Origin of the sequence: Streptomyces viridiviolaceus, from assembly GCF_014650995.1 — a bacterium.
Classification (GTDB): Bacteria; Actinomycetota; Actinomycetes; order Streptomycetales; family Streptomycetaceae; genus Streptomyces; species Streptomyces viridiviolaceus.
In genome coordinates, this window is sequence record NZ_BMWA01000021.1 from 25,566 (window position 1) to 44,160 (window position 18,595).

Annotated in this window: 17 protein-coding genes and 3 pseudogenes; 5 read left to right on the plus strand and 15 right to left on the minus strand. The window is 71.9% G+C overall.

Features of this window, described 5'->3' with window-relative positions; translation table 11 throughout:
- Positions 1-65: 65 nt before the first annotated feature.
- A pseudogene (gene tnpA, locus IE260_RS43400) lies at positions 66-406 on the plus strand (IS200/IS605 family transposase); the annotation flags it as partial.
- A gap of 742 nt (positions 407-1,148) precedes the next feature.
- On the opposite strand, the gene IE260_RS27860 reads toward tnpA, so the two are convergent.
- Entirely contained in the window at positions 1,149-1,493 is a 345-nt protein-coding gene (locus tag IE260_RS27860) for a winged helix-turn-helix transcriptional regulator (RefSeq protein WP_229881391.1), read from the minus strand.
- A 161-nt stretch (positions 1,494-1,654) separates the two neighbouring features.
- Between IE260_RS27860 and IE260_RS27865 the strand changes: the two genes are divergently transcribed.
- The gene (locus IE260_RS27865; RefSeq protein ID WP_189876638.1) at positions 1,655-2,305 is read left to right on the plus strand and encodes an FMN-dependent NADH-azoreductase; all 651 of its coding nucleotides are present in this window, start codon (positions 1,655-1,657) and stop codon (positions 2,303-2,305) included.
- A gap of 92 nt (positions 2,306-2,397) precedes the next feature.
- Here IE260_RS27865 and IE260_RS41995 read toward each other — a convergent pair whose 3' ends face one another.
- The 3 genes and pseudogenes from IE260_RS41995 to IE260_RS27875 form a co-directional block, all read right to left on the minus strand.
- On the minus strand, positions 2,398-2,871 hold the full coding sequence (locus IE260_RS41995; protein WP_229881362.1) for a hypothetical protein: 474 nt from the start codon (positions 2,869-2,871) through the stop codon (positions 2,398-2,400).
- 221 nt (positions 2,872-3,092) lie between these two features.
- Positions 3,093-3,540 (minus strand): annotated as a pseudogene (locus IE260_RS42000) (MFS transporter); the annotation flags it as partial.
- 72 nt (positions 3,541-3,612) lie between these two features.
- Positions 3,613-4,542: a dihydrodipicolinate synthase family protein gene (locus tag IE260_RS27875; RefSeq protein ID WP_189876640.1), complete on the minus strand. Its 930-nt coding sequence runs from the start codon at positions 4,540-4,542 to the stop codon at positions 3,613-3,615.
- 150 nt (positions 4,543-4,692) lie between these two features.
- Here IE260_RS27875 and IE260_RS27880 point away from each other — a divergent pair.
- Positions 4,693-5,377, plus strand: a pseudogene (locus IE260_RS27880) (FadR/GntR family transcriptional regulator).
- Positions 5,378-5,426: 49 nt separating this feature from the next.
- On the opposite strand, the gene IE260_RS27885 reads toward IE260_RS27880, so the two are convergent.
- A complete protein-coding gene (locus IE260_RS27885; protein WP_189876642.1) occupies positions 5,427-5,963 on the minus strand; it encodes a cysteine hydrolase family protein in 537 nt (178 codons plus the stop codon).
- 132 nt (positions 5,964-6,095) lie between these two features.
- On the opposite strand from IE260_RS27885, the gene IE260_RS27890 reads away from it, so the two are divergent.
- A complete protein-coding gene (locus tag IE260_RS27890) occupies positions 6,096-7,157 on the plus strand; it encodes a right-handed parallel beta-helix repeat-containing protein (RefSeq protein WP_189876644.1) in 1,062 nt (353 codons plus the stop codon).
- A 50-nt stretch (positions 7,158-7,207) separates the two neighbouring features.
- A complete protein-coding gene (locus IE260_RS27895; RefSeq protein ID WP_189876646.1) occupies positions 7,208-8,236 on the plus strand; it encodes a methyltransferase in 1,029 nt (342 codons plus the stop codon).
- 119 nt (positions 8,237-8,355) lie between these two features.
- Here the strand turns inward: IE260_RS27895 and IE260_RS27900 are convergent, their stop codons facing one another.
- From IE260_RS27900 to IE260_RS27940, 10 genes are all read right to left on the minus strand, one after another.
- On the minus strand, positions 8,356-8,613 hold the full coding sequence (locus IE260_RS27900; protein WP_189876647.1) for an acyl carrier protein: 258 nt from the start codon (positions 8,611-8,613) through the stop codon (positions 8,356-8,358).
- A 31-nt stretch (positions 8,614-8,644) separates the two neighbouring features.
- Complete coding sequence (locus IE260_RS27905) at positions 8,645-9,058, minus strand: cupin domain-containing protein (protein ID WP_189876949.1); 414 nt, start codon at positions 9,056-9,058, stop codon at positions 8,645-8,647.
- A gap of 97 nt (positions 9,059-9,155) precedes the next feature.
- Positions 9,156-10,304, minus strand: coding sequence for a SchA/CurD-like domain-containing protein (locus IE260_RS27910; protein WP_189876649.1), 1,149 nt, complete (start codon positions 10,302-10,304; stop codon positions 9,156-9,158).
- Between the two features lie 149 nt (positions 10,305-10,453).
- A complete protein-coding gene (locus tag IE260_RS27915; RefSeq protein ID WP_189876651.1) occupies positions 10,454-11,200 on the minus strand; it encodes a class F sortase in 747 nt (248 codons plus the stop codon).
- A 107-nt stretch (positions 11,201-11,307) separates the two neighbouring features.
- Entirely contained in the window at positions 11,308-11,589 is a 282-nt protein-coding gene (locus tag IE260_RS42005) for a hypothetical protein (RefSeq protein ID WP_308434702.1), read from the minus strand.
- Positions 11,504-12,307 (minus strand): hypothetical protein, encoded by an 804-nt coding sequence (locus IE260_RS42860; protein WP_308434703.1) that lies wholly within the window; start codon positions 12,305-12,307, stop codon positions 11,504-11,506. The genes IE260_RS42005 and IE260_RS42860 overlap by 86 nt, the downstream gene beginning before the upstream one ends.
- Before the next feature lie 342 nt (positions 12,308-12,649).
- Complete coding sequence (locus tag IE260_RS27925) at positions 12,650-14,542, minus strand: SpoIIE family protein phosphatase (RefSeq protein ID WP_189876653.1); 1,893 nt, start codon at positions 14,540-14,542, stop codon at positions 12,650-12,652.
- A 111-nt stretch (positions 14,543-14,653) separates the two neighbouring features.
- Positions 14,654-15,358, minus strand: a complete 705-nt coding sequence (locus IE260_RS27930; protein ID WP_189876655.1) for a response regulator — start codon at positions 15,356-15,358, stop codon at positions 14,654-14,656.
- On the minus strand, positions 15,355-17,550 hold the full coding sequence (locus IE260_RS27935; protein ID WP_189876657.1) for a sensor histidine kinase: 2,196 nt from the start codon (positions 17,548-17,550) through the stop codon (positions 15,355-15,357). The genes IE260_RS27930 and IE260_RS27935 overlap by 4 nt, the downstream gene beginning before the upstream one ends.
- Positions 17,551-17,676: 126 nt before the next feature.
- Positions 17,677-18,393 carry a hypothetical protein gene (locus IE260_RS27940; protein ID WP_189876659.1) on the minus strand — a complete coding sequence of 239 codons (717 nt, stop codon included), beginning with the start codon at positions 18,391-18,393 and terminating at the stop codon, positions 17,677-17,679.
- Positions 18,394-18,595: the final 202 nt, after the last annotated feature.

Consider the following 18,595-nt stretch of genomic DNA (forward strand, 5'->3'; position numbering starts at 1 on the left):
GCTTCGCGGCTCCGGCCCGAGGATTCGATTCCGATGATATAAGGCGCAGCCTGTATATCGATCACGTGACTGTGCCCAGAGAAGTTCGCCGGTTCTCCAGCGGCGTGTACGACCTCGGGCTCCACGTGGTGTGGTGCCCGAAGTACCGCCGTCCGGTCCTCGGCGGCCGGGTCGCGGTACGGCTGGAGGAGCTGATCCGGCAGAAGGCGGAAGAGCGCGGATGGGAGATCATCGCTTTTGAGGTGATGCCGGACCACGTGACCTGTTCGTCAGGCACGACCCGAAAGCCTCGGCTTCGTATGTCGCGAACCAGTTCAAGGGCTTCACCTCCCGCGTCCTGCGGGAGGAGTTCCCTCATCTGAAGAGCAAGCTGCCCACGCTGTGGTCGTCGTCGTACTTCGCCGCTCGGCCGCGTCCTGCTGGTCCAAACCCGACCTACCGCGAGGACCACCGGTGGCTGCTGCCTGGAAGTCCGATCAGCCCAGTCGCACCATCCCACCCGCACCGATGCGAAGCCTCACTGCCGAAGCTGCGCAACCGATATGACACGAGGCTCTGCTCGCCGATGGAGTGCGCGGGGTCGGCTCGTTCGCCGATCCCGTCCCCGCGCCGGACCAGCTCCCGGGTGCTGGTGATGCCCGGGCACGTGGGCACGACCTACGCCGCGACGAACGCCGTGTACACCGGCCGGGCAACGGCCCGCACGGTGAAGCTCCTGCCGGACGGCACCGTCTTCCACGCCCTGGCGGCGCAGACGATCCGCCGCCAGGAGCAGGGACACGAGTACGCCGTCGCCCAGCTCGTCGCGCTCGAAGCCCCACGGCCGTCTCCGGGTGGTGTCCCGGCCCTCTGGCTGCGCGAGGCCCTGACCGCGGTCGGGGCCCGCAACGTGCGCCACCGCGGCGCGCACCGCTTCTGCGGACGGTTCCCGCGTGTTGCCGTTTGGCCAATGACGCTGGCAGAGCGGGGGTTTCGTCGCTGTCCTGCCGGAGCGGCTGACCCTGGACGGCCTGCGGCAGGACCGGATCCTCAAAGAGGCCTTCGGGACCCGCGCCGTGCTCAAGCTGATGCGGCTCCTCGGTATCACCGAACAGAGCATTGGCCGGGCCGGGCGCCGGCGCGACACGTTCCGTCTGAGCGGCCCCCGGCTACCCGCACCCGCTGTCGTCGCACGTTTCGTTGCCCGCGGGGAGGTGGGTTTCGGCCCAGTCGCGGAGCTCGTCCAGCGCGGGGCGCAGCGCGCAGCCCGCGTCGGTGAGGCGGTAGGCGACGCGGAGCGGGGGGCCCGAGTGCACCTCGCGGACGACCAGGCCGGCGGCCTGCAGCTCGGTGAGGCGGTCGGAGAGCATGCGCTCGCTGATGCCAGGGACCGTGCGCCGCAGGTCTGCGAAGTGGACCGGGCCGCCCATAAGCGACGCCATGACGATGCCGATCCAGCGCTTACCCAACAGCTTGAAGGCACGCTCGATCGCGCTACCAGCCGCGACGCACATCTCGACGTCCCCGTGGAGGGCTGCCGTTGCCGTCGCTTCTGTGTCCGCCATGTGACCAGCCTACCTCCGGTTTGCGCTGCAGCTAAGAAAAAGTAAGCTGATGCGAGTGGGGAAGCCCCTGCGAGTTTGTTCATTGCTTATTTTGACTTAGGAGAACGGCCATGGCCACCCTGCTTCACATTGATTCCTCCGCCCTCCCGTTCGGCTCCACCTCTCGTGACGTCACCCAGGCCTTCAAGGAGAACTGGCTCGCCCAGCACCCGGAGGGCACGGTCGTCTACCGCGACCTGGGCGCCCAGCCGGTGCCGCACCTGGACGCCGCGGGCATCTCCGCCGGTTTCTCGGACCCGGCCACCCACAACGACGAGCAGAAGGCCGCCATGGCCCTGCGCGACGAGCTCGCCACCGAGCTGGAGAACGCGGACGTCATCCTGATCGGCGCCCCGATGTACAACCTGACGATCCCGTCGACCCTGAAGGCGTGGCTGGACCAGGTCGTCATCATGGGCCGCACCGCCGGTGAGAACAGCACCCTCGCCGGCAAGCCGGCCGTGGTCGTCGCCTCCCGCGGTGGCGCCTACGGCCCGGGCACCCCCCGTGAGGGCGCGGACTTCGCCGCGACGTTCCTGGAGAAGGCCCTCACCGACTTCTTCCAGCTCGAAGTGCACGTCATCATCCCGGAACTGACCCTCGCCAAGGTCAACCCGGCGATGGCCGAGCTGATCCCGCTGTCCGAGGCCTCCCGCGAGCAGGCCCTCGCCCAGGCGGCCGGGAAGGCGAAGGAGCTGGCGGCCCGCGTGGCCGGTGCCTGATTCCAGCACGCCCTTGAAGTGCCGGCCGGTCACCTGCGAGCGCCCGGTGCCGTCGCCGCGGTCCTGACGGGTGCAGCAGCCGCTGCGTAGCGTCAGGACCTCCTCCGGCCGCATCCCGGACAGGTAGGCGAAGCAGACAGGGCGGCGGTGGACAGGTGCAGCATCAGGCTGTCGACCTGTCCCGGCTGCGGCGGGTTCACGATGGCGCCCTGGTTGGCCTCCGGGATCAGGCCGCAGATCAGCACGCATGAGGAGTCTATGCCTCCCGGCGAGTCCGGGTCGGCGGGCTGCCACGTCGCCCACTCCCGCTTGAGGTCGGTGAACAGGCCGCGGAAGCGCACCTTGTCCTGCACCATCCGCTGGGCAAACTGCTCCGCGCGGAGCAGTTTGCCTTGCCTGGCGCGCCCCGGCTGGATGGCGGGCATCAGCACGCCGTCGGGAATCATCCCTTCAGGCTGGAGGGTCTCCCAGGACGTGCTGATTGCCAGCACGCACATGTCTCGGCCGAAGTTCCACTCGACGTAGATGATCGCCGCGTTCGTCTCGTAGGCGAGCAGGGCCGTCACGGTGGACCACTCTGCAGACGGCATCGGCCCCGACGTGTCGTGGGTGACCCACACGCGGCCGTTGTCGCCGAGGAAGCCGCCCAGGACGCCGGCGACGTCCCGGCCGCCGCCCGAGGGGTCGATGGAGACGGCGATCTTCTGCGGCTCGACCTGGGTGCTCGTGTCGGATGAGGCGCAGTAGCTCCTCCGACACGAGCGCGCCCTCAGCGGGCTGGGGGTCGCCCCGGGGAGAAGCCCGAGATGGGGAATCCGGAGGCCCGGTTGGGCAGCCGGCTCGAGCACGTATGTGGCACCGGCGCTGTACTCGCCGGCCATGCCCATGCCGATCAGCAGACGGGCAGTGAACAGGCTGGTGTAGTCCCAGGCGAACGTGCCGACCGAGTACAGCAGGATGCTGACGACCATGGCGCTCTTGCGGCCGAAGCGGTCACCGAGCGCGCCGAGGACGGCGCCGCCGAGCCGGCGGGTGATGAAGGCACCGGAGACCAGACTCGGGGATTCGACGGCGGACAGGCCGAAGTCGTCGGCGATCTCGGTCAGTACGAGGGTGATCAGGACGAAGTCGAAGCCGTCAAGGAGGTAGCCGATCCAGGCGGCGAGGAACGACTTCCACTTCTCCCGGCCGACCTCGCGGTACCAGGCGGGGACGGTGGCGTGGTGCGCGCAGATGACATGTGGGATCCAGTGCGGTGAGAAGACGCGCGGCGGGGCCGGGGACCGGGCGGACGGGCCCGGCCGGGGTCACAGGAGTCCGGCCTCGGCCAGATGGGTGCGGACCCGGGCCACGGCCGCCGCGCCGAGCGGTACCTGGGGCGCGGCGGTGGCGGCGCAGTCGATGAGGCCGCGCAGGTGAACCGCGGCCTTGAAGGCGCCGAGCGCCGAGGAACTGGGCCCCATCACGGCCGGGTCGCCCACCTCGGTGAGGGCGTACAGGGCGGCCAGCCGGTCCTGTTCGGCCCGGGCGGCGGCCCAGTCCCCGGCGCGCGCGGCCTCGTAGAGCCGTACGTAACCGTGGGCGTCGACGTTGCCGAGTCCGGGCACGACGCCGTCGGCGCCCGCCAGCAGCGCGCAGTCGACGGTGAGCTCGGAGCCGGTGAGCACCGAGAAGTCCGGTGTGCCGCGGCGCAGTTCCACCAGCAGCCGGCGCAGCGAGCCCTCGTCGCCGCTGGAGTCCTTGAGCCCGGTGAGGGTGCCGTCGGCGGCGAGGTCGAGCACCAGGCCACGGGGCAGCTTCGTGTGCACGGCGACCGGGATGTCGTAGGCGAACAGGGGCAGGTCGGCACCGGAGCGGACACGACGGAAGTGGTCGGCGATCTCGACGGGGTGCGTGCGGGTGTAGAAGGGGGCCGTGGCCACGAGTGCGTCGGCGCCGGCCCGGACGGCGTCGGCCGCCCGGTCCAGTACGCGGGCCGTGGTGGTGTCGATGACACCGGCCAGCACGGGGACGCGGCCTCCCGCGGTGTCCACGGCCGCCTCGAGCGCGGTGCGCCGTTGGGCGTCCGTGAGGTAGGCGGTCTCGCCGCTCGACCCCAGCAGGAAGAGGCCGTGCACGCCGGCCTCGATCAGATGGGCCGTGAGCCGCCGCACCGAGGGCACGTCCACCTCCCCCGACGGGGTGAGGGGGGTGATGACCGGGGGGACGACGCCTCGCAGAGGCGTGGGGAAGCTCATGCGCTACTCCAGGTCGTGCTGTTCCGACCCTGGGCTGCGGCGGCGGTGTCGCGCCGTTCTCCCAGGTCACTCGGGACGTAGGACGTCCTATGTCCTGGTAGAGCGAGACATGGCAACGCAGGAATGTCAAGGCTCGAGAGTGGACGGCGCATGCGATCGGTCGCTGCCGACGCCGAGGAGAAGATCAAGGAGCTGATCGTCGAGCAGGGGCTCGGCCCCGGCGACCCGCTCCCCACCGAGACGGAGCTGATGGAGCGTTTCGGTGTCAGCCGGAACTCCCTGCGCGAGGCGCTCAAGTCCCTCCAGGCCATGCACATCGTCGAGATCCGGCGCGGCTTCGGGACCTGTGTCGGCACCATGTCGCTCGAGCCGCTGACGGAGGCCGTGGCGTTCCGCACCGTGGTCGGCCACCGCAAGGGCCGGGGCAGCCTGCTCGAACTCCTTCAGATGCGGCGAGGCGCTGGAGGCGGGGCTCATGCACCGGCTCGCGGGCCGGCTGCCCGACGAGGACCTCGCCGAGCTCGACGCGCTGGTGACGAGGATGCACACGGAGGTGCACGAGGAGGGCGAGATCGCGGCCCGGACCGACCGGGGGTTCCACCGCACGCTCCACCGGTCGCTCGGCAACGAGCTGCTCAGCGAACTCCTCGACACGTTCTGGAGCGCCTTCCACCGGGTGCGTGCGCCGGGCCTGGGGACGGCCGCCGACGGCGAGGAACTGGCCCGCATGCACGCCAGGATCGTGGAGGCCGTCCGCGCGGGTGACGCGGAGGCCGCGGAGGCCGCCGTGCACCGGCACTTCGACGACATCCGCGGCCGCCTGTCGCCGCACTGAACCGACGGGCGACCCGGCGACCCGGCCGCGTGCGGTCCTCGCGGACCGTTCAGGCCCACAGTTCGCGACTGTCGCAGACCCGCGCCGCCATGTTGCGCTGCATCATGCGCAGCGCGGCGTCCGCGAGGTCGGCGTGGATGTGTGCGACCGCGTCCCGCGGCACGACCACGTCCAGGTGGCGGATGTGCGCGTCGAGCGCCGAGTAGAGCACGCACTGCTCGGTCACCTGCCCGCACAGCACGAGCCGGTCGATCCCCAGCTGGTGGACCAGGTACGTCAACGGGGTCTCGTAGAAGATCGAGTGACGGGCCTTCACCACGAAGAGGGACGAGTCGTCGGGCCGCAGCGGATCGACCAGGTGTGCGTGCGGACCCGACAGGGCCTTGTCGAGGATCTCGCCGTGGTGCGAACGCCACTCACCGAAGTTGTCGTTGACGTAGATCACGGGCACCTCCCGCTGCCGCGCCCGTCGCAGCAGTCCGGTGAGCACCGGCACCACGGACTCCACCGAAGGAATCAGCAGTTCGGCGTCCTCGTGGTCGTAGGTGTTGATCATGTCGATGACGATCAGTGCGGTGTTGCCCATGCGGCCCAGGTTGCCACCGGGCTGCGGGAAAGCGGCCGACCGGACGGGCCGTCAGGCGGCCGGGGCGAATGACACGCCGCCGGATGGCCCATGTGCCCTGCCCGAGAACCCCTCGGACATAGTGTGCAGAATATGAAGAAATGCCACATCGCGTATCTCGCGTGTACCGCAGTGATCGTCGGTGCCGGGCTCGGCGCCGCTCCGTCGGCCGCCGCCAACCACTCGACCCACGTGGTCCTGCCCGGCGACTCGATCCAGCAGGCCGTCGACGCCGCCGAGCCGGGCGACACCGTTCTCGTGACCTCCGGCACCTACTACGAGAGCGTCACGGTGAGCACGCCCGGAATCACCCTGCGCGGCATGGGCCGGACGACGGTGATCAAGCCGAGCACGCAGAAGGCCGGCACCAGCTGCGCCGAGGGCGGCAACGGCATCTGCGTGGTGGGCACGCAGGGCAACAAGGTCGAGGACGTCACCATCTCCTCCCTGACCGTGACCGGCTTCGCCCGGACCGGTGTGTTGTCCGCGGCGACGGACGGGCTGACCGTGCGGAACGTGACGGCGCTGGACAACGGGGTCTGGGGCATCGCCCAGGAGCGGTCGGTACGCGGCCTGTTCCAGGGCAACACCGCCCGGGGCAACGGCGACGCGGGCCTGTTCCTCGCCAACACGATCACGGCCGAGGAGGGCGCCGCGGACGCCCGGGGCGCCGTCGTCTCGGGCAACCGGCTGGAGGACAACAGGATCGGCCTCACCGTACGGCGGCTGCGGAACCTCGACGTCGCGAGCAACCGGATCAGCGGCAACTGCGCCGGCGTGTTCGTCGTCGGCGACGAGAACAAGCCGAAGGCCGGCCACCTGACCGTGCGCGGCAACCGCATCACGCAGAACAACAAGTCCTGCCCGAAGACCGAGCGGCTGCCCAAGCTCGAGGGCTCCGGCATCGTCCTGACCGGCGCCGAGAAGACGCTGGTGACGGGCAACGTGATCAGGGACAACGTCGGCTCCTCGCCGATGTCGGGCGGCGTCGTCCTGTTCAAGAGCATGGTGGGTGTCACCAGCGAGCAGAACCGCATCAGCAACAACGTGCTGAGCGGCAACTCCCCCGCCGACATCGTCAACACGGAGGCCGCGGGGAGCAACACCTTCGCAGGCAACTCCTGCCGGGCCTCCAAGCCCGCGGGACTGTGCTGAGCGGCCGTCCGTAAGCCCTCCGTGGACCCGAGAAGGAAGGAAAGCGGCACATGACGACCGCACAGACCGCCCCTCCGCCGCCCATGCGGCTCAGGGAGCTCGTGTTCGGGGCGGCGTGTGCCGCCGCCCTCCGCGCGGCCGCCCGGCTGGGGGTCGCCGACGCCCTGGGCGAGAGTCCCATGGCCGTGGAGGACCTCGCCGCCGCCGTGAAGGCCGAGCCCAAGCCGCTGCGCCGGCTGCTGCGGGCCCTGTCCTGCTACGGCGTCTTCACCGAACGGCGGGACGGGACGTTCGCGCACACCGACATGTCCCGGCTGCTGCGCGAGGACGATCCGCACAGCCTGCGCTACATCGCCCTGTGGTGCACCGAGGCGTGGACCTGGGACGCCTGGCCGCTGCTGGACGAGGCGGTGCGCACCGGCCGCAACGTCGTCGAGGACCTGTACGGCAAGGAGTTCTTCACCTACCTCAACGAGGACGCCCCCGAGTCGGCCGAGGTCTTCAACCTCGCGATGACGACCTCCAGCAGGCAGTCGGCCCGCGAGGTCGCCGCGCTCCTCGACCTGTCGGGGAGCACGTCGGTCGCGGACATCGGCGGCGGTCAGGGTCACGTGGTGGCGAGCCTGCTGGACAAGTACCCGTCGATGCACGGCACCCTGCTCGATCTGCCGCGCGTGGTGGAGAACGCCGACCCGCGCCTGCGCGAGGGAGGCGACCTCGCGGACCGGGTGCGCATCGTGCCGGGTGACTGCCGTGCGGAGATCCCGGTCCAGGCCGATGTGTACATCGTCAAGAACATCCTGGAGTGGGACGACGAGAGCACCGCGCGGACGCTGCGCAACGTCATCGAGGCCGGCGGCCCCGGGGCGCGGGTCGTGGTCATCGAGAACCTCGTCGACGACACGCCGTCGATGCGGTTCAGCACCGCGATGGACCTGCTGCTGCTCCTCAACGTCGGCGGGGCGAAGCACACCACCGAGAGCATGATCGCCCGGCTGACCGACGCGGGACTCGTCATCGAAGACATCCGCCCCGTCAACCCCTACCTGCACGCGTTCGACTGCACCGTGCCCAAGTGATCACTCCGGCGCGCGCCGACCGCACCCGGGCCGCCGGCCCCGCGACGTTCGCGGGGCCGGCGGCCCGTTTCTCCCAGGGACCGACCGCGGTGACGTAGGCGTCACCGCGGTCGGCCGTGTCAGGCCCCCGCCATCAGGGCGCCGTTGGCGAGATCGAGGAACTGCCGGGGGGACCTGCACCGCTCGGCGTCGGCCGGCATCGGCGTCCCGTAGCGGTTCTCCAGCTCCCCCACCACACCGAGCAGTCCGAGCGAGTCGATGCCGAAGGTGGCGAACTCGGCCTCGCCGCGCCGGCGGAGCTGCTCCGGGGAAACGGTGACTCCGGCAGTCTTCTTCATCAGCTCGGCGAGCTCTTCCACGGTGATGCGGTCGTTCATGCGTACCTCTCCTTTGCTCTGCGGTGCCCCGTCAGGAGGCACCGGCCGCGAGGCGGGCTTCCTGTGCGGCGGCCGGGGCGTTGTCGCTCTCCTCGGTGTCGACGTGGCCGAGCGGCGGGCTGGGGGCCAGCGGGCCGAGGTGGAAGACGATGCGGGCCTCCACGTTGCCCACATTGCGGAAGCGGTGCCGCACATGAGCGGGGATCATCAGGCCCTGCTCGGGCTGCAGCGGGTGGGGCTCACCGTCCAGATCCACCTCCAGCTGCCCGCAGACGACGTACACGAACTCCTCGGAGTAGGGGTGGTAGTGCTCGGCGATGCGGTCCCCCGGCTCCACGATGGCCACGCCCATGAAACCGCTGGTGGAGCCGACCGTGCTGGGCGTGAGCATGGCGCGCAGATCACCGCCGCGCCGGGTGTTGGGCGCGATCTCGCAGAGATCCACGATTCTGGGACGGGGCTGGGTCACGAGGGTGCTCCGATCGTGTGCTGTGTCGGCATGGGAGGGGGAGGTCGCAGGACGCCACGCGCCGGACGGGCCGTCAGGCGTCGGGCGCGCGGCGGTCGATGACGAGGTCCATACGGGCGTGATCGAGCAGGCGCGCCAGCTCGCCGTCCCGCCGCGCCGCGGCGTCGGCGCCGCCGGCCGGGAGCGTCGTGAGCTCGGCCGCCCGGGCGGCGTCGGGGAGCCCGAGGGCCGGCGCGAGGTCGGCGGCGTCGAGTCCGCCGCGTACGTCGATCAGCCGCACCACGACGTCGTCGCGCTGGAAGATGGTGCTGCACAGGACCGGGTTGCGCGGGTCGTCCGCCGCCGCCTCGTCCTGCTGGGCGAGCAGCCGGGCCAGCCGCATGCCGCAGCCCGGCCGGGCCGGGTAGTACAGCGCGTGCCGCTCCGCGTCCGGCTCCTCCTGCCCGGCCGTCACATGGTGGACGGCGGGCAGCGCCGCCCGTGTGTAGAAGACCCGGGCGGACTCGGGGTCGCCGAGGTCCCGGTGCTGCTCCAGATACGGGTTGATGGCCTCCTCGACCGCCCGGACCTCGGGCTGCCGGGCGACGTGGTGCAGCGCCGCGAGGAGGTCGCCGCGCACCTCGATGGCCCGTACCACCCGGTTGCCGTGCATGAAGAGCGAGGTGCGGCACAGCCGGGTGGTGTCGTCGACCTGCGGCTCGGGTGAGGCGTAGTCGGCGAGGATCTCGGCGACGGCCGCCTCGCTGCCCGGCTTGACCGTGAAGGTCAGTGCGTGGCGGATCACGCCGTCACCGATGCGGGGGGACGCCTGGAGTCCGCCCTTGCCGGTCTGGTTCGTCTCCTGGCCGCTGGTCTCGCGGACGACGTGGAAGCGCAGCGAGCGGGTGTCCCGGACGCAGCTGTGCAGCGGCTTCACCATCCGCACGTGCTCCTCGCTGCTCACCCAGTCGAGGAACGGCGGCGCGCTCTCCCACTCGCTCGTGATGAGCCACTGGGAGGGGTTCTCGATGGACTGGCACAGCTGTTCGCTGATGTGCCCGGGGACGGATTCGACGTGGCTGCGCAGTTGCTCGTACGTCTCGAGGAACTGCTGCTGGGCTCCGTCGTACACGTCCACCAGCAGGACGACCCGGAGCCTGGAGCCGTCGAACACGGACTGGGAGACACGGTGCGACGCCTGGCGCGTCAGCGGTTCTGAAGCAGGGGTGGACGTAGTGGTCATCCTGCGCACATCTCCTTCGCGGGGGCGGAACTGAACGTCGGCCGCGGTGATGCGACGCCAGCGTGCCTCGATCCTGTGCCCGCCCACACCGGGGCGCGACTCGTATGAACTACGCGGGTGACCAGCGGGTCGCCGAGGCCTGGCAGGGGTCAGATGAGGTGCGCGAAGACCACGAGGTTTTCCTTGTAGTCCTGGGCTGCGCGGTCGTAGGCGCCCGCGCAGGTGATGAGCCGCACCTCGGCCCGGTCCGTGTCGTCGTACACACGGCGGCTGGGAAAGTCGTCCTTCTGGAACGTCTCCACGCTGTCGACCGTGAAGGACGCCGTGCGTCCGTCGGCCCGCCGGACGTGGAAGACATCACCCTCGCCCAGCTCGAAGAGGCCCGCGAAGACGGCCGCGGACGTCTTCGTGTCGACGTGCCCGGCGATGATCGAGGTGCCCCTCTCTCCGGGCGAGATTCCCTTGGCGTACCAGCCGACGAGGTTGGTGTCGTTGGGGGGCGGGGCCTCGAGTTGTCCGCCTGCGCCGATGGCGAGGTCCATGAAGGGGGCGTCCACGGAGATCTTCGGGATGAGCAGTCGCACGGGCTGCGACCGGGGCAGATGCTTCGTCTCCGAGTCCCGCTCGCGCGTGGCCGACGGGCTCTCGCGGGGCGTGGCCGACGGGCTGTCGCGCGGCGTGGCCGACGGGCTCTCGCGGGGGGTGGCCGACGCGCCTGCCCGCGGAGGGTTCGGGGGGTGGTAGGTGTCCGACGACGTGTCGTTGCCGCCGAACAGGGTCACCGCGAGGAGTACGAGGGCCGCGGCGCACAGCATGATCACGCCACCGCCTCCGCGCGTCCCTTGGCGGGACGGCACCGGCTGGTCGTCGGTGGGGGAAGGGGGAGCGGCTGCCATCGAAGACCACCTCACTAGTGCACGGCAGCTGGGCGGACGGGCGGGCCGGCCGGGCCGCCACACGGGGTACGGGGTGGCGGCCCGGCCGCTATCACGCCCGGCACGGTTCAGACCGTCCCGGGAGCCGTCTTCTTACGGCGCACGGCGTACAGACCGGTGCCGGCGACGGCCAGGGCCGCCAGACCGCCCGCGGTCACGGTCGGCGCTGCGGCCAGACCGCCACCACCGGTGTGCATCCCGCCGCGGGGCTTCTCGTGGTCGCTGCCGCCCCAGGAGCCCTTGTCGCTGTCGTCCTTGTAGCCGCTACCGGAGTAGTCGCTCCCGGAGTCCTTGTAGCCGCTCCCCGAGTCGTCCTTGCCGGAGCCGCCCCAGTCGTCCTGGTTGAGCACGGCGAGGGCGCCGCCACCGGTGTGCACGCCACCGCGGGGCTTGTCGTGGTCGTCCTTCGACCAACCGTTGCCCTTGTCGCCGTGGTCCTTGTCGTCGTCGTCCCTTGTCGTAGTCGTCGTCCTTGTAGCCGTTGCCCGAGTCCTTGTCCTTGTCCGACTCGTCGGAGCCACCCGTGTCACCCCCGTTCACCGAGGCCAGGGCGCCGCCACCGGTGTGCACGCCACCGCGGGGCTTGTCGTGGTCGTCCTTCGAGCACTCGTCCTTGTCGTAGTCGTCCTTGTCGTAGTCGTCCTTGCCGCCCTTGTCGTAGTCGTCCTTGTCGTCCTTGTCGTAGTCGTCCTTGTCCTTGTCCGACTCGTCGGAGCCACCCGTGTCACCCCCGTTCACCGAGGCCAGGGCGCCGCCACCGGTGTGCACGCCACCGCGGGGCTTGTCGTGGTCACCGTTGGAGTAACCCTTGTCCTTGTCGTCGTCACCCTTCGAGCAACCGTTGTCCTTGTCGTGGTCGCCGTTGGAGTAACCGTTGTCCTTGTCGCTGCCGCCGTTCGAGTAACCCTTGTCCTTCTCGCCGTCGTGGCTGCTTCCGTTGTCGTTCTCCTTGCTGTAGGAAGAGTCGTCGTGGTCCCAGTCGCTCGCCACCGCGTAGACGCCGGGAACGGCGACCGCGAGGGCGGCCGAGGCCGCCGCTGTGGCCAGGATCCTGCGAGCAGAACGCATCTGAGGTTCCTTCCGTCATGCCCGAGCAGCTGCCACTTCGTCAGCTCTGGTGACTCGGGCCTGACGTGATTCACCGTCAGCCAGATGCCTGTCCCGCACCACTCGGAGCGCGCAGCCGGGTGAACGTCCCGGGCGTACGGGGGTATCTTCCGGACTTTTCGGGTCCACCGGACGGTGGACGTGCAAGGGAGTCGCACCCGGGCCCCGGCGCCCCCGCCGCTCGCCTCCCGTAGCGGACCAATGCCCGCCACAAGCCGCCGAGTTGGAGCTTTACGGAGCATTCACCGGGGCCACGGCCACTCCGCCATGCGGGGGACCTGGCGGCCTGTCAGACGCCGACACCTACTCCGCATCGTCGTGTGTCGGGTCCAGGACCTCCGGTTCCTGCATGCGTGAGCCGGGTGCGGCCCGGTCGGGGTCGGCGGGGCTGTACGCGGACTGGTCGGGCGGGGGCGGAGCGGTGTCGCCCGGAGCACCGACGCCCGCGGCGGGCAGGCGCAGGGCGAGCAGGGCGACGTCGTCGCCGCGGGGCGCCATGCGGGCGAGCAGCTCGTCGCAGAATTCGTCGACACTCCAGCCCTTGAGCCGACGCGCCAGGACTCCGGCGTGGTGGCGTAGCTCGGCCATGCCGAGATCGATGGGGCGGGTACGGCTCTCCACCATGCCGTCGGTGTAGAGCAGCAGCATGCTCTCCGGCGGCAGCTCCTCACGGGCGTCGGGCCAGTCCAGCCCGAGGTGGAGCGTGGCGCTCATGCCGATCAGCGGGCCGTGGCCGCCCTCCAGGAAGCGGGTGCCGCCGTCGCGCGTGATCAGCAGGGGCGGCGGATGGCCGGCGTTGACCCAGTGGAGCTGCCAGGGGCCGCCTTCGGGGCCCTCGACCCGGGCGAAGACGACGGTGGCCATGGGCGCGTCGCTGGTGTTGGTCACCGCCTCGTCCAGGCGGTGCATGATCAGGCTGGGGGGCTCCTGGTGGTCCCAGGCCAGGGCGCGGAGCATGTTGCGCACCTCGGCCATGTGGGCGGCGGCCTTGAGGTCGTGCCCGACCACGTCCCCGATGACGAGCGCCATGACGCCGTCGGAGAGCAGGAAGGCGTCGTACCAGTCGCCGCCGACCGCCATGGCACTCTCCGCGGGCCAGTAACGGGCGGCCATGCGGACGTGGTCGACCTGCGGGAGGGGGGTGAGCAGCTGGCGTTGCATGGTCTCGGCGACGTTCTGCTGCTCGTGGTAGAGCCGGGCGTTGTCCATGACCAGGCCGACTCGCCGGCCTATGTCGGCGAGCAGGGCCATCTCGGCATCGGTGTGAGCCGGAGCGTCCCCGCAGCGCCCCACGGTCAGGATGCCGTAGGACCGCGCGCGGGTGCGCAGCGGAACGGCGACGGCCGTGTGCCCGCCGAGCCGCTCGAACAGCACGCGGTGGGTGGCGGCGAAGGGGTCCTCCGCGTCGTGGAGCAGCGTGTCGGCGGTCAGCCGCACCGGGTGGTCGCCGCCTGCCAGCCGCTTCACCGCCGCGCGGGCGGGTTCCGGCAGCGAGGTGATCGGTCCACGCAGCTGCCGGGCCCGGTGGGGGTGGTCGCTGCTGCGGACGGCGACCCGTTCCAGGACGTCCTGCCGGCGCGGGCACACGTCGACCGCCGCCCACTGTCCCAGTTCCGGCACCAGCAGTTGCAGCAGCCTGCGGATCGTGCCCGAGGTGCCCTCGGTGGGGATCAGGACCGTGGAGATCTCGGCCACCAGGTGCAGCTGGCCCGTCAGCGTCTCCAGCGCGGCGGTGCGGGCCGCCGCGTCCTCCGCGGCGCTGCGGTGCAGGCTGAAGTCGTGGAAGACGACCACCAGCCCCGCGCGCCGGCCGTTCCAGGTCAGGGGCGTGGTGGCCCAGATGATCGGCACCGTGGTGCCGTCGGCCCGCTGCAAGTACTCCTCGCTGCCCTCCCGGGCGGGTGCCCGGTACGGCGGATCGCGCATCGTGCACCGCTCGCGCGGCACGCGGCTGCCGTCGGCGTACCGGTGCAGGAGGTCGTGGGCGTCCTGCCCGGTCATCTCCCGGGCCGAGCGCCCCAGCAGGTGCTCGGCCCAGGGGTTCACCGAGGTGATACGGCCGCTCGGGTCGAGGGTGAGGACTCCGGCGCCGAGGTCGCGGAGGACGGCACGGGCGAAGTCGGCCTCGGGAACGCCGTCCGCTCCCGCGTTCCCCGGCTCCTCCTTCTGGCGGTGGCCCGTCCAGCGTGGCGTCACAGCCCTCACAGCCTTCCCGATGCCCTCCTTCCGTAGGGTTCCCGAAGGTTGCGGAGTGAACCGCTCCGGATATCCGGTGAGGCCGGGCGTCCCGGGGCCGGCCGGCGACCGTCAGTCCGCGCCGAGCCCCGCCTGACGGGCGCGGACGATCGCCTCGGCGCGGCTGGCCGCCTGCAGCTTGGCAAGGATGTTGGAGAGGTGGTTGCGGACGGTCTTGGGGCTGAGCATCAGACGCCGCGAGATCGCCAGGTTGTCCAGGCCGCGGGCCACGAGGTCCAGGACCTCCCGCTCCCGGGTCGTCAGTTCGGGCAGGGCGCTCGGGCCGCCACCGGTGGAGCGCCTGCCGGTCAGATGGGCGACGGCGCGCGAGGCCACGGCCGGGCCGAGGATCACCTCGCCGTTGGCGACCGCCCGGACGGCGCGTTCGACCTCGGTGGGCGACGCGCCCTTGAGGAGATAGCCGCGGGCCCCGGCCCGCATGGCGGCGAACACCGAATCGTCGTCGTCCAGCATGGTGACCACCAGGACGGCCGTGTCCGGCCGGACCCGCAGGAGCTCCCGGGTGGCGACCACGCCGGACGGGGCGTGGTCGCCCAGGTGCAGGTCCATGACGACCACGTCCGGCTGCCGGACGCGCGCGGCGGTCAGTGCCGTCTCCATCGACTCCGCCTCGGCGACCACCGACAGTCCGGGCAGGGAGCCCAGCAGCGCGGTCATGCCCATGCGGAAGACCGGATGGTCGTCCACGACGACGATCCGGAGCGGCTCCGCCGTGCGCTCCGGTCCGATGCCGCCCGCGTCCCTGCCGGCCCTCATGTCACCGTCTCCCCTGTCCGCCCCCGCCCGGTTCCCGTACCGGCTGCCCGTCGAGCCGGGTCACCCCGCTCACGCTCGTCCACCACCCGCCGGTGGCCGGGCCCGTCCGTGACCCCCTCGCGCGGTGGCTGCTCCGGCCGCAGCGGTACGCGGAGCACGACGCGGGTGCCGTGCCCGTCCTCCCCGGGCTCCCAGTCGATCGTGCCGCCCAGCGCCTCGGCCCGTTCCCGCAGGGACTGGGTGCCCACTCCGTCCCGGCTCGAGGGACCGATGCCGCGGCCGTCGTCCACGACGGTCACCAGGAGCAGGTCGGGCGCCGGGTTCTCCACGGCGACCGTGCAGGCCCGCGCCCCGGCGTGCCGGACGACATTGCGCAGCGCCTCCGCGACGACCGCGTAGACGGTGCCGGCCGCCTCGCGAGGGATGTCGGGCTCCCCGTCCGCGGCGCCCGGTGCCCGGTCGGTGCGTACGACGACGGTGAGGCCGTCGGCCTCATGGCGCATCACCAGTTCCCGCAGCGCCGGTACCAGGCCCAGTTCCGTCAGGACGGGCGGGAAGAGTCCGCGGGCGAGAACGCGGACCTCCTCGACCCGGGCGTCGACCTCGCCGCGCAGCCGGGCCAGCAGCTCATCGGCCGGTGAGCCGGCCGGGAGCAGGTTGCGCACGGCGGCCAGGCCCAGGCCGATCCCGGCGAGGGCCGGTCCCAGCTGATCGTGGAGTTCCCGGCGCAGCGCCCGGCGCTCGTCGTCGCGTGCGGCGGCCAGCCTGCCGCGGGACTCGCGCAGTTCACGGGTGACGGCCACGAGGTGCACGGTGGTGGCGACGACGGGCGCCACCTCGTCGAGCGCGGACCGGGTGCGCCGGTCGAGCCGTTCGCCGGGCCGCGCCGTCACCACCATGTGTCCGGCCGGGCGGCGGCGTACGACGAGGGGAACCACCACGGGTTCGGCACCCGCCGGAGCGCCGGCCACGACCCGTGTCGTGCCGTCCTCGTCGACGATCCGCACCGAGCCCAGGTTGAAGGACGCGGCGATGCTCTCCACCATGCCGGTGAGCGCCTGCTGCGGACCGGCCGCGCTGCCCAGGTGGCGGCCGACCTTGCCGAGGGCGGGCGCCGCCGCCTCTCCGTGCACGAGCCGGTCGACGCGCCGCTGCAGCCAGCTCCTCGCGGGCTGGACGGCGGCCGCCGGCACCGCGGTCGCGAGCACCCGGCCCAGCGTGCCGTTCCCCGGCAGCAGCAGCCCGGACACGGCGACCGTGCAGAAGTACCCGGCGACGAGCAGGCCGGTGAGCAGCCACCACACGAGCGCCCGGCTGACCACCAGGTCGATGCCCCACAGCCGTTGCCGCAGCACGACCACCAGGACGGCCGCCGGGAAGAACGCCTGGGAGGCCAGATGCGTCAGCGGGGTGAACAGGCCCAGCGCGGCCGGCCCCTCCCCCGCGAACACGACCAGGGGCAGGAACGTCAGCGCCACCAGGGCCGTACCGACCGCCAGCCAGCCGAGCCCCCGGCCGTCCGGGTCCCGCAGCCGGCGACGGGCCGCATGGCCGGCCGCGAGCAGACCGAGCACCACCACGCAGCCGAGCAGCGTCCGCTGCACGGGCTCCACCAGCCCTGCCCACGCGGTGGAACGTACCGCGAGCGGTGCGTACGGCTCGCCCTCGGGCCATGGCCACGGTTCCGTCAGCCGCACCGCCAGCAGACCGGCGACCAGGAACGCGCCGACGGCGATCGCCACCCGCACGGCGTGCGACGGCGCCCGCTCCGACAGCAGGTAGGGAACGACCAGCAGGAGCGCCAGCGTCCCCGGCACCCAGGCCGTGCCCTGCAGCACCGACCAGGCCGGCGGCAGGGCCCCGGGGTCCGCGTCCCGCGCCCACAGCGCCACGGCCTGCGCCGTCACCGCGGCCACGCCGCCGCCGACGGCGGTCAGCGCCACGAGCCACGCCACCGGATGCGTGCGCCGGCTCAGGACGACGGCCCCCACCAGGCCGTACACGAGCGCGTCCGCGGTGTCGACGACGAAGTACCACTGGTCCGCGTCCCACGGTGCGCCGGCCAGGGCCATCAGGACCAGTGCCGTGCCGGCGAGGCCCCAGGCCACCACGAGCACGGCGACGGCGGAGGCTCGATGGCCTCCGCCGTGCCTGCCCTGCCGGGCCTCGTCGTCTGTTCCCCGTCCCCCCACGGGGCAAGGCTCCCAGCAGACGGTGCGGTTGTCACCGCGCGAGCGCCCCTCCTGCGTCGGACGCTGCGGGCCCGCTGCCGTGTACGGCGTAGGCGATCCGCCGCCCCCGTCGGCGGACCACCCGCGTCAGTCGAGTCGCCGGCTACGTCCGAAGGCGAACGCCGCCCCGAGGAGCAGCAGGTACGGCACGCCCACGAACAGGGCCATGTACTGGAACGGCGTCAGCTGGGTGACCAGCAGCAGGAGGCCGAACAGCAGGCTGACGACGCCGATCCACCGGCTCACCGCGCCCTGCCGGAAGGCCGCGACGACGAGCGCCGCCGCGGTGAGCAGCAGCCCGGCCCAGGCCCAGCCGTAGGTGCCGAGCTGGGCCAGTTCGCCGACGATCGTGTCGGGGTCGGTGTCATCGGCCATCCGCAGGTTGTGGAACGCCTCCGTGCCCATGCCGGCTCCGACCAGGCTCATCACGGCGACCAGGAGCACCCCCAGGCCGGCGACCGCCGGGACCAGGCTGCCCGCCGGGCACTGGCGGTCCAGCCTGCGGCGCAGTCCCGCACCGAAGACCGCAGCGCCGAGCGCCGCCGCGGTGAAGCCGACCTGGGTGACGAACACCCACCACATGGCCGAGCCATCGAGCCGCTCCACCATGCGGGCGTTGTCGGCGATGTCGGAATCCTCGTAGGGCCACAGCGGGCCGGAGGCGACGAACACGGCGAGACCGCCGAGCGCGGTGACGATGCCTCCCCAGGCCCAGCCGCGCCGCTCGGCGCGGGGCGAGGCCGGATCGGTGACGGCTCCCGGGGCGGGCCCGGTGGAGGGCTGGTGCGAGAGTGAAGCGGACATGGTTCCCCCATGGACGGTGCGGCCGGCCTCTGACCGGCCGGCTGTCGGACGTGCTCCACCACCGTGGCCGTCCCGGTGTCCCGGGCGCATGAGGCGGGTGTCCCGTCCGGTCGGGCGGGCCTCGCCCGGCTCCGACGCCCGCCGGTGGTCCGAGAGCGGGACAGTGGGCGGAGACGCTGCCGTGGTGCGGCCGGCCGGGGGG

Bases quoted from the DNA above. Each gene is read 5' to 3' on its own strand.
- IE260_RS27860 (WP_229881391.1), bottom strand. From the start codon at position 1,493: ATGTGCGTCGCGGCTGGTAGCGCGATCGAGCGTGCCTTCAAGCTGTTG.
- IE260_RS27865 (WP_189876638.1), top strand. From the start codon at position 1,655: ATGGCCACCCTGCTTCACATTGATTCCTCCGCCCTCCCGTTCGGCTCC.
- IE260_RS27875 (WP_189876640.1), bottom strand. From the start codon at position 4,542: ATGAGCTTCCCCACGCCTCTGCGAGGCGTCGTCCCCCCGGTCATCACC.
- IE260_RS27885 (WP_189876642.1), bottom strand. From the start codon at position 5,963: ATGGGCAACACCGCACTGATCGTCATCGACATGATCAACACCTACGAC.
- IE260_RS27890 (WP_189876644.1), top strand. From the start codon at position 6,096: ATGAAGAAATGCCACATCGCGTATCTCGCGTGTACCGCAGTGATCGTC.
- IE260_RS27895 (WP_189876646.1), top strand. From the start codon at position 7,208: ATGACGACCGCACAGACCGCCCCTCCGCCGCCCATGCGGCTCAGGGAG.
- IE260_RS27900 (WP_189876647.1), bottom strand. From the start codon at position 8,613: ATGAACGACCGCATCACCGTGGAAGAGCTCGCCGAGCTGATGAAGAAG.
- IE260_RS27910 (WP_189876649.1), bottom strand. From the start codon at position 10,304: ATGACCACTACGTCCACCCCTGCTTCAGAACCGCTGACGCGCCAGGCG.
- IE260_RS27915 (WP_189876651.1), bottom strand. From the start codon at position 11,200: ATGGCAGCCGCTCCCCCTTCCCCCACCGACGACCAGCCGGTGCCGTCC.
- IE260_RS42860 (WP_308434703.1), bottom strand. From the start codon at position 12,307: ATGCGTTCTGCTCGCAGGATCCTGGCCACAGCGGCGGCCTCGGCCGCC.
- IE260_RS27930 (WP_189876655.1), bottom strand. From the start codon at position 15,358: ATGAGGGCCGGCAGGGACGCGGGCGGCATCGGACCGGAGCGCACGGCG.
- IE260_RS27940 (WP_189876659.1), bottom strand. From the start codon at position 18,393: ATGTCCGCTTCACTCTCGCACCAGCCCTCCACCGGGCCCGCCCCGGGA.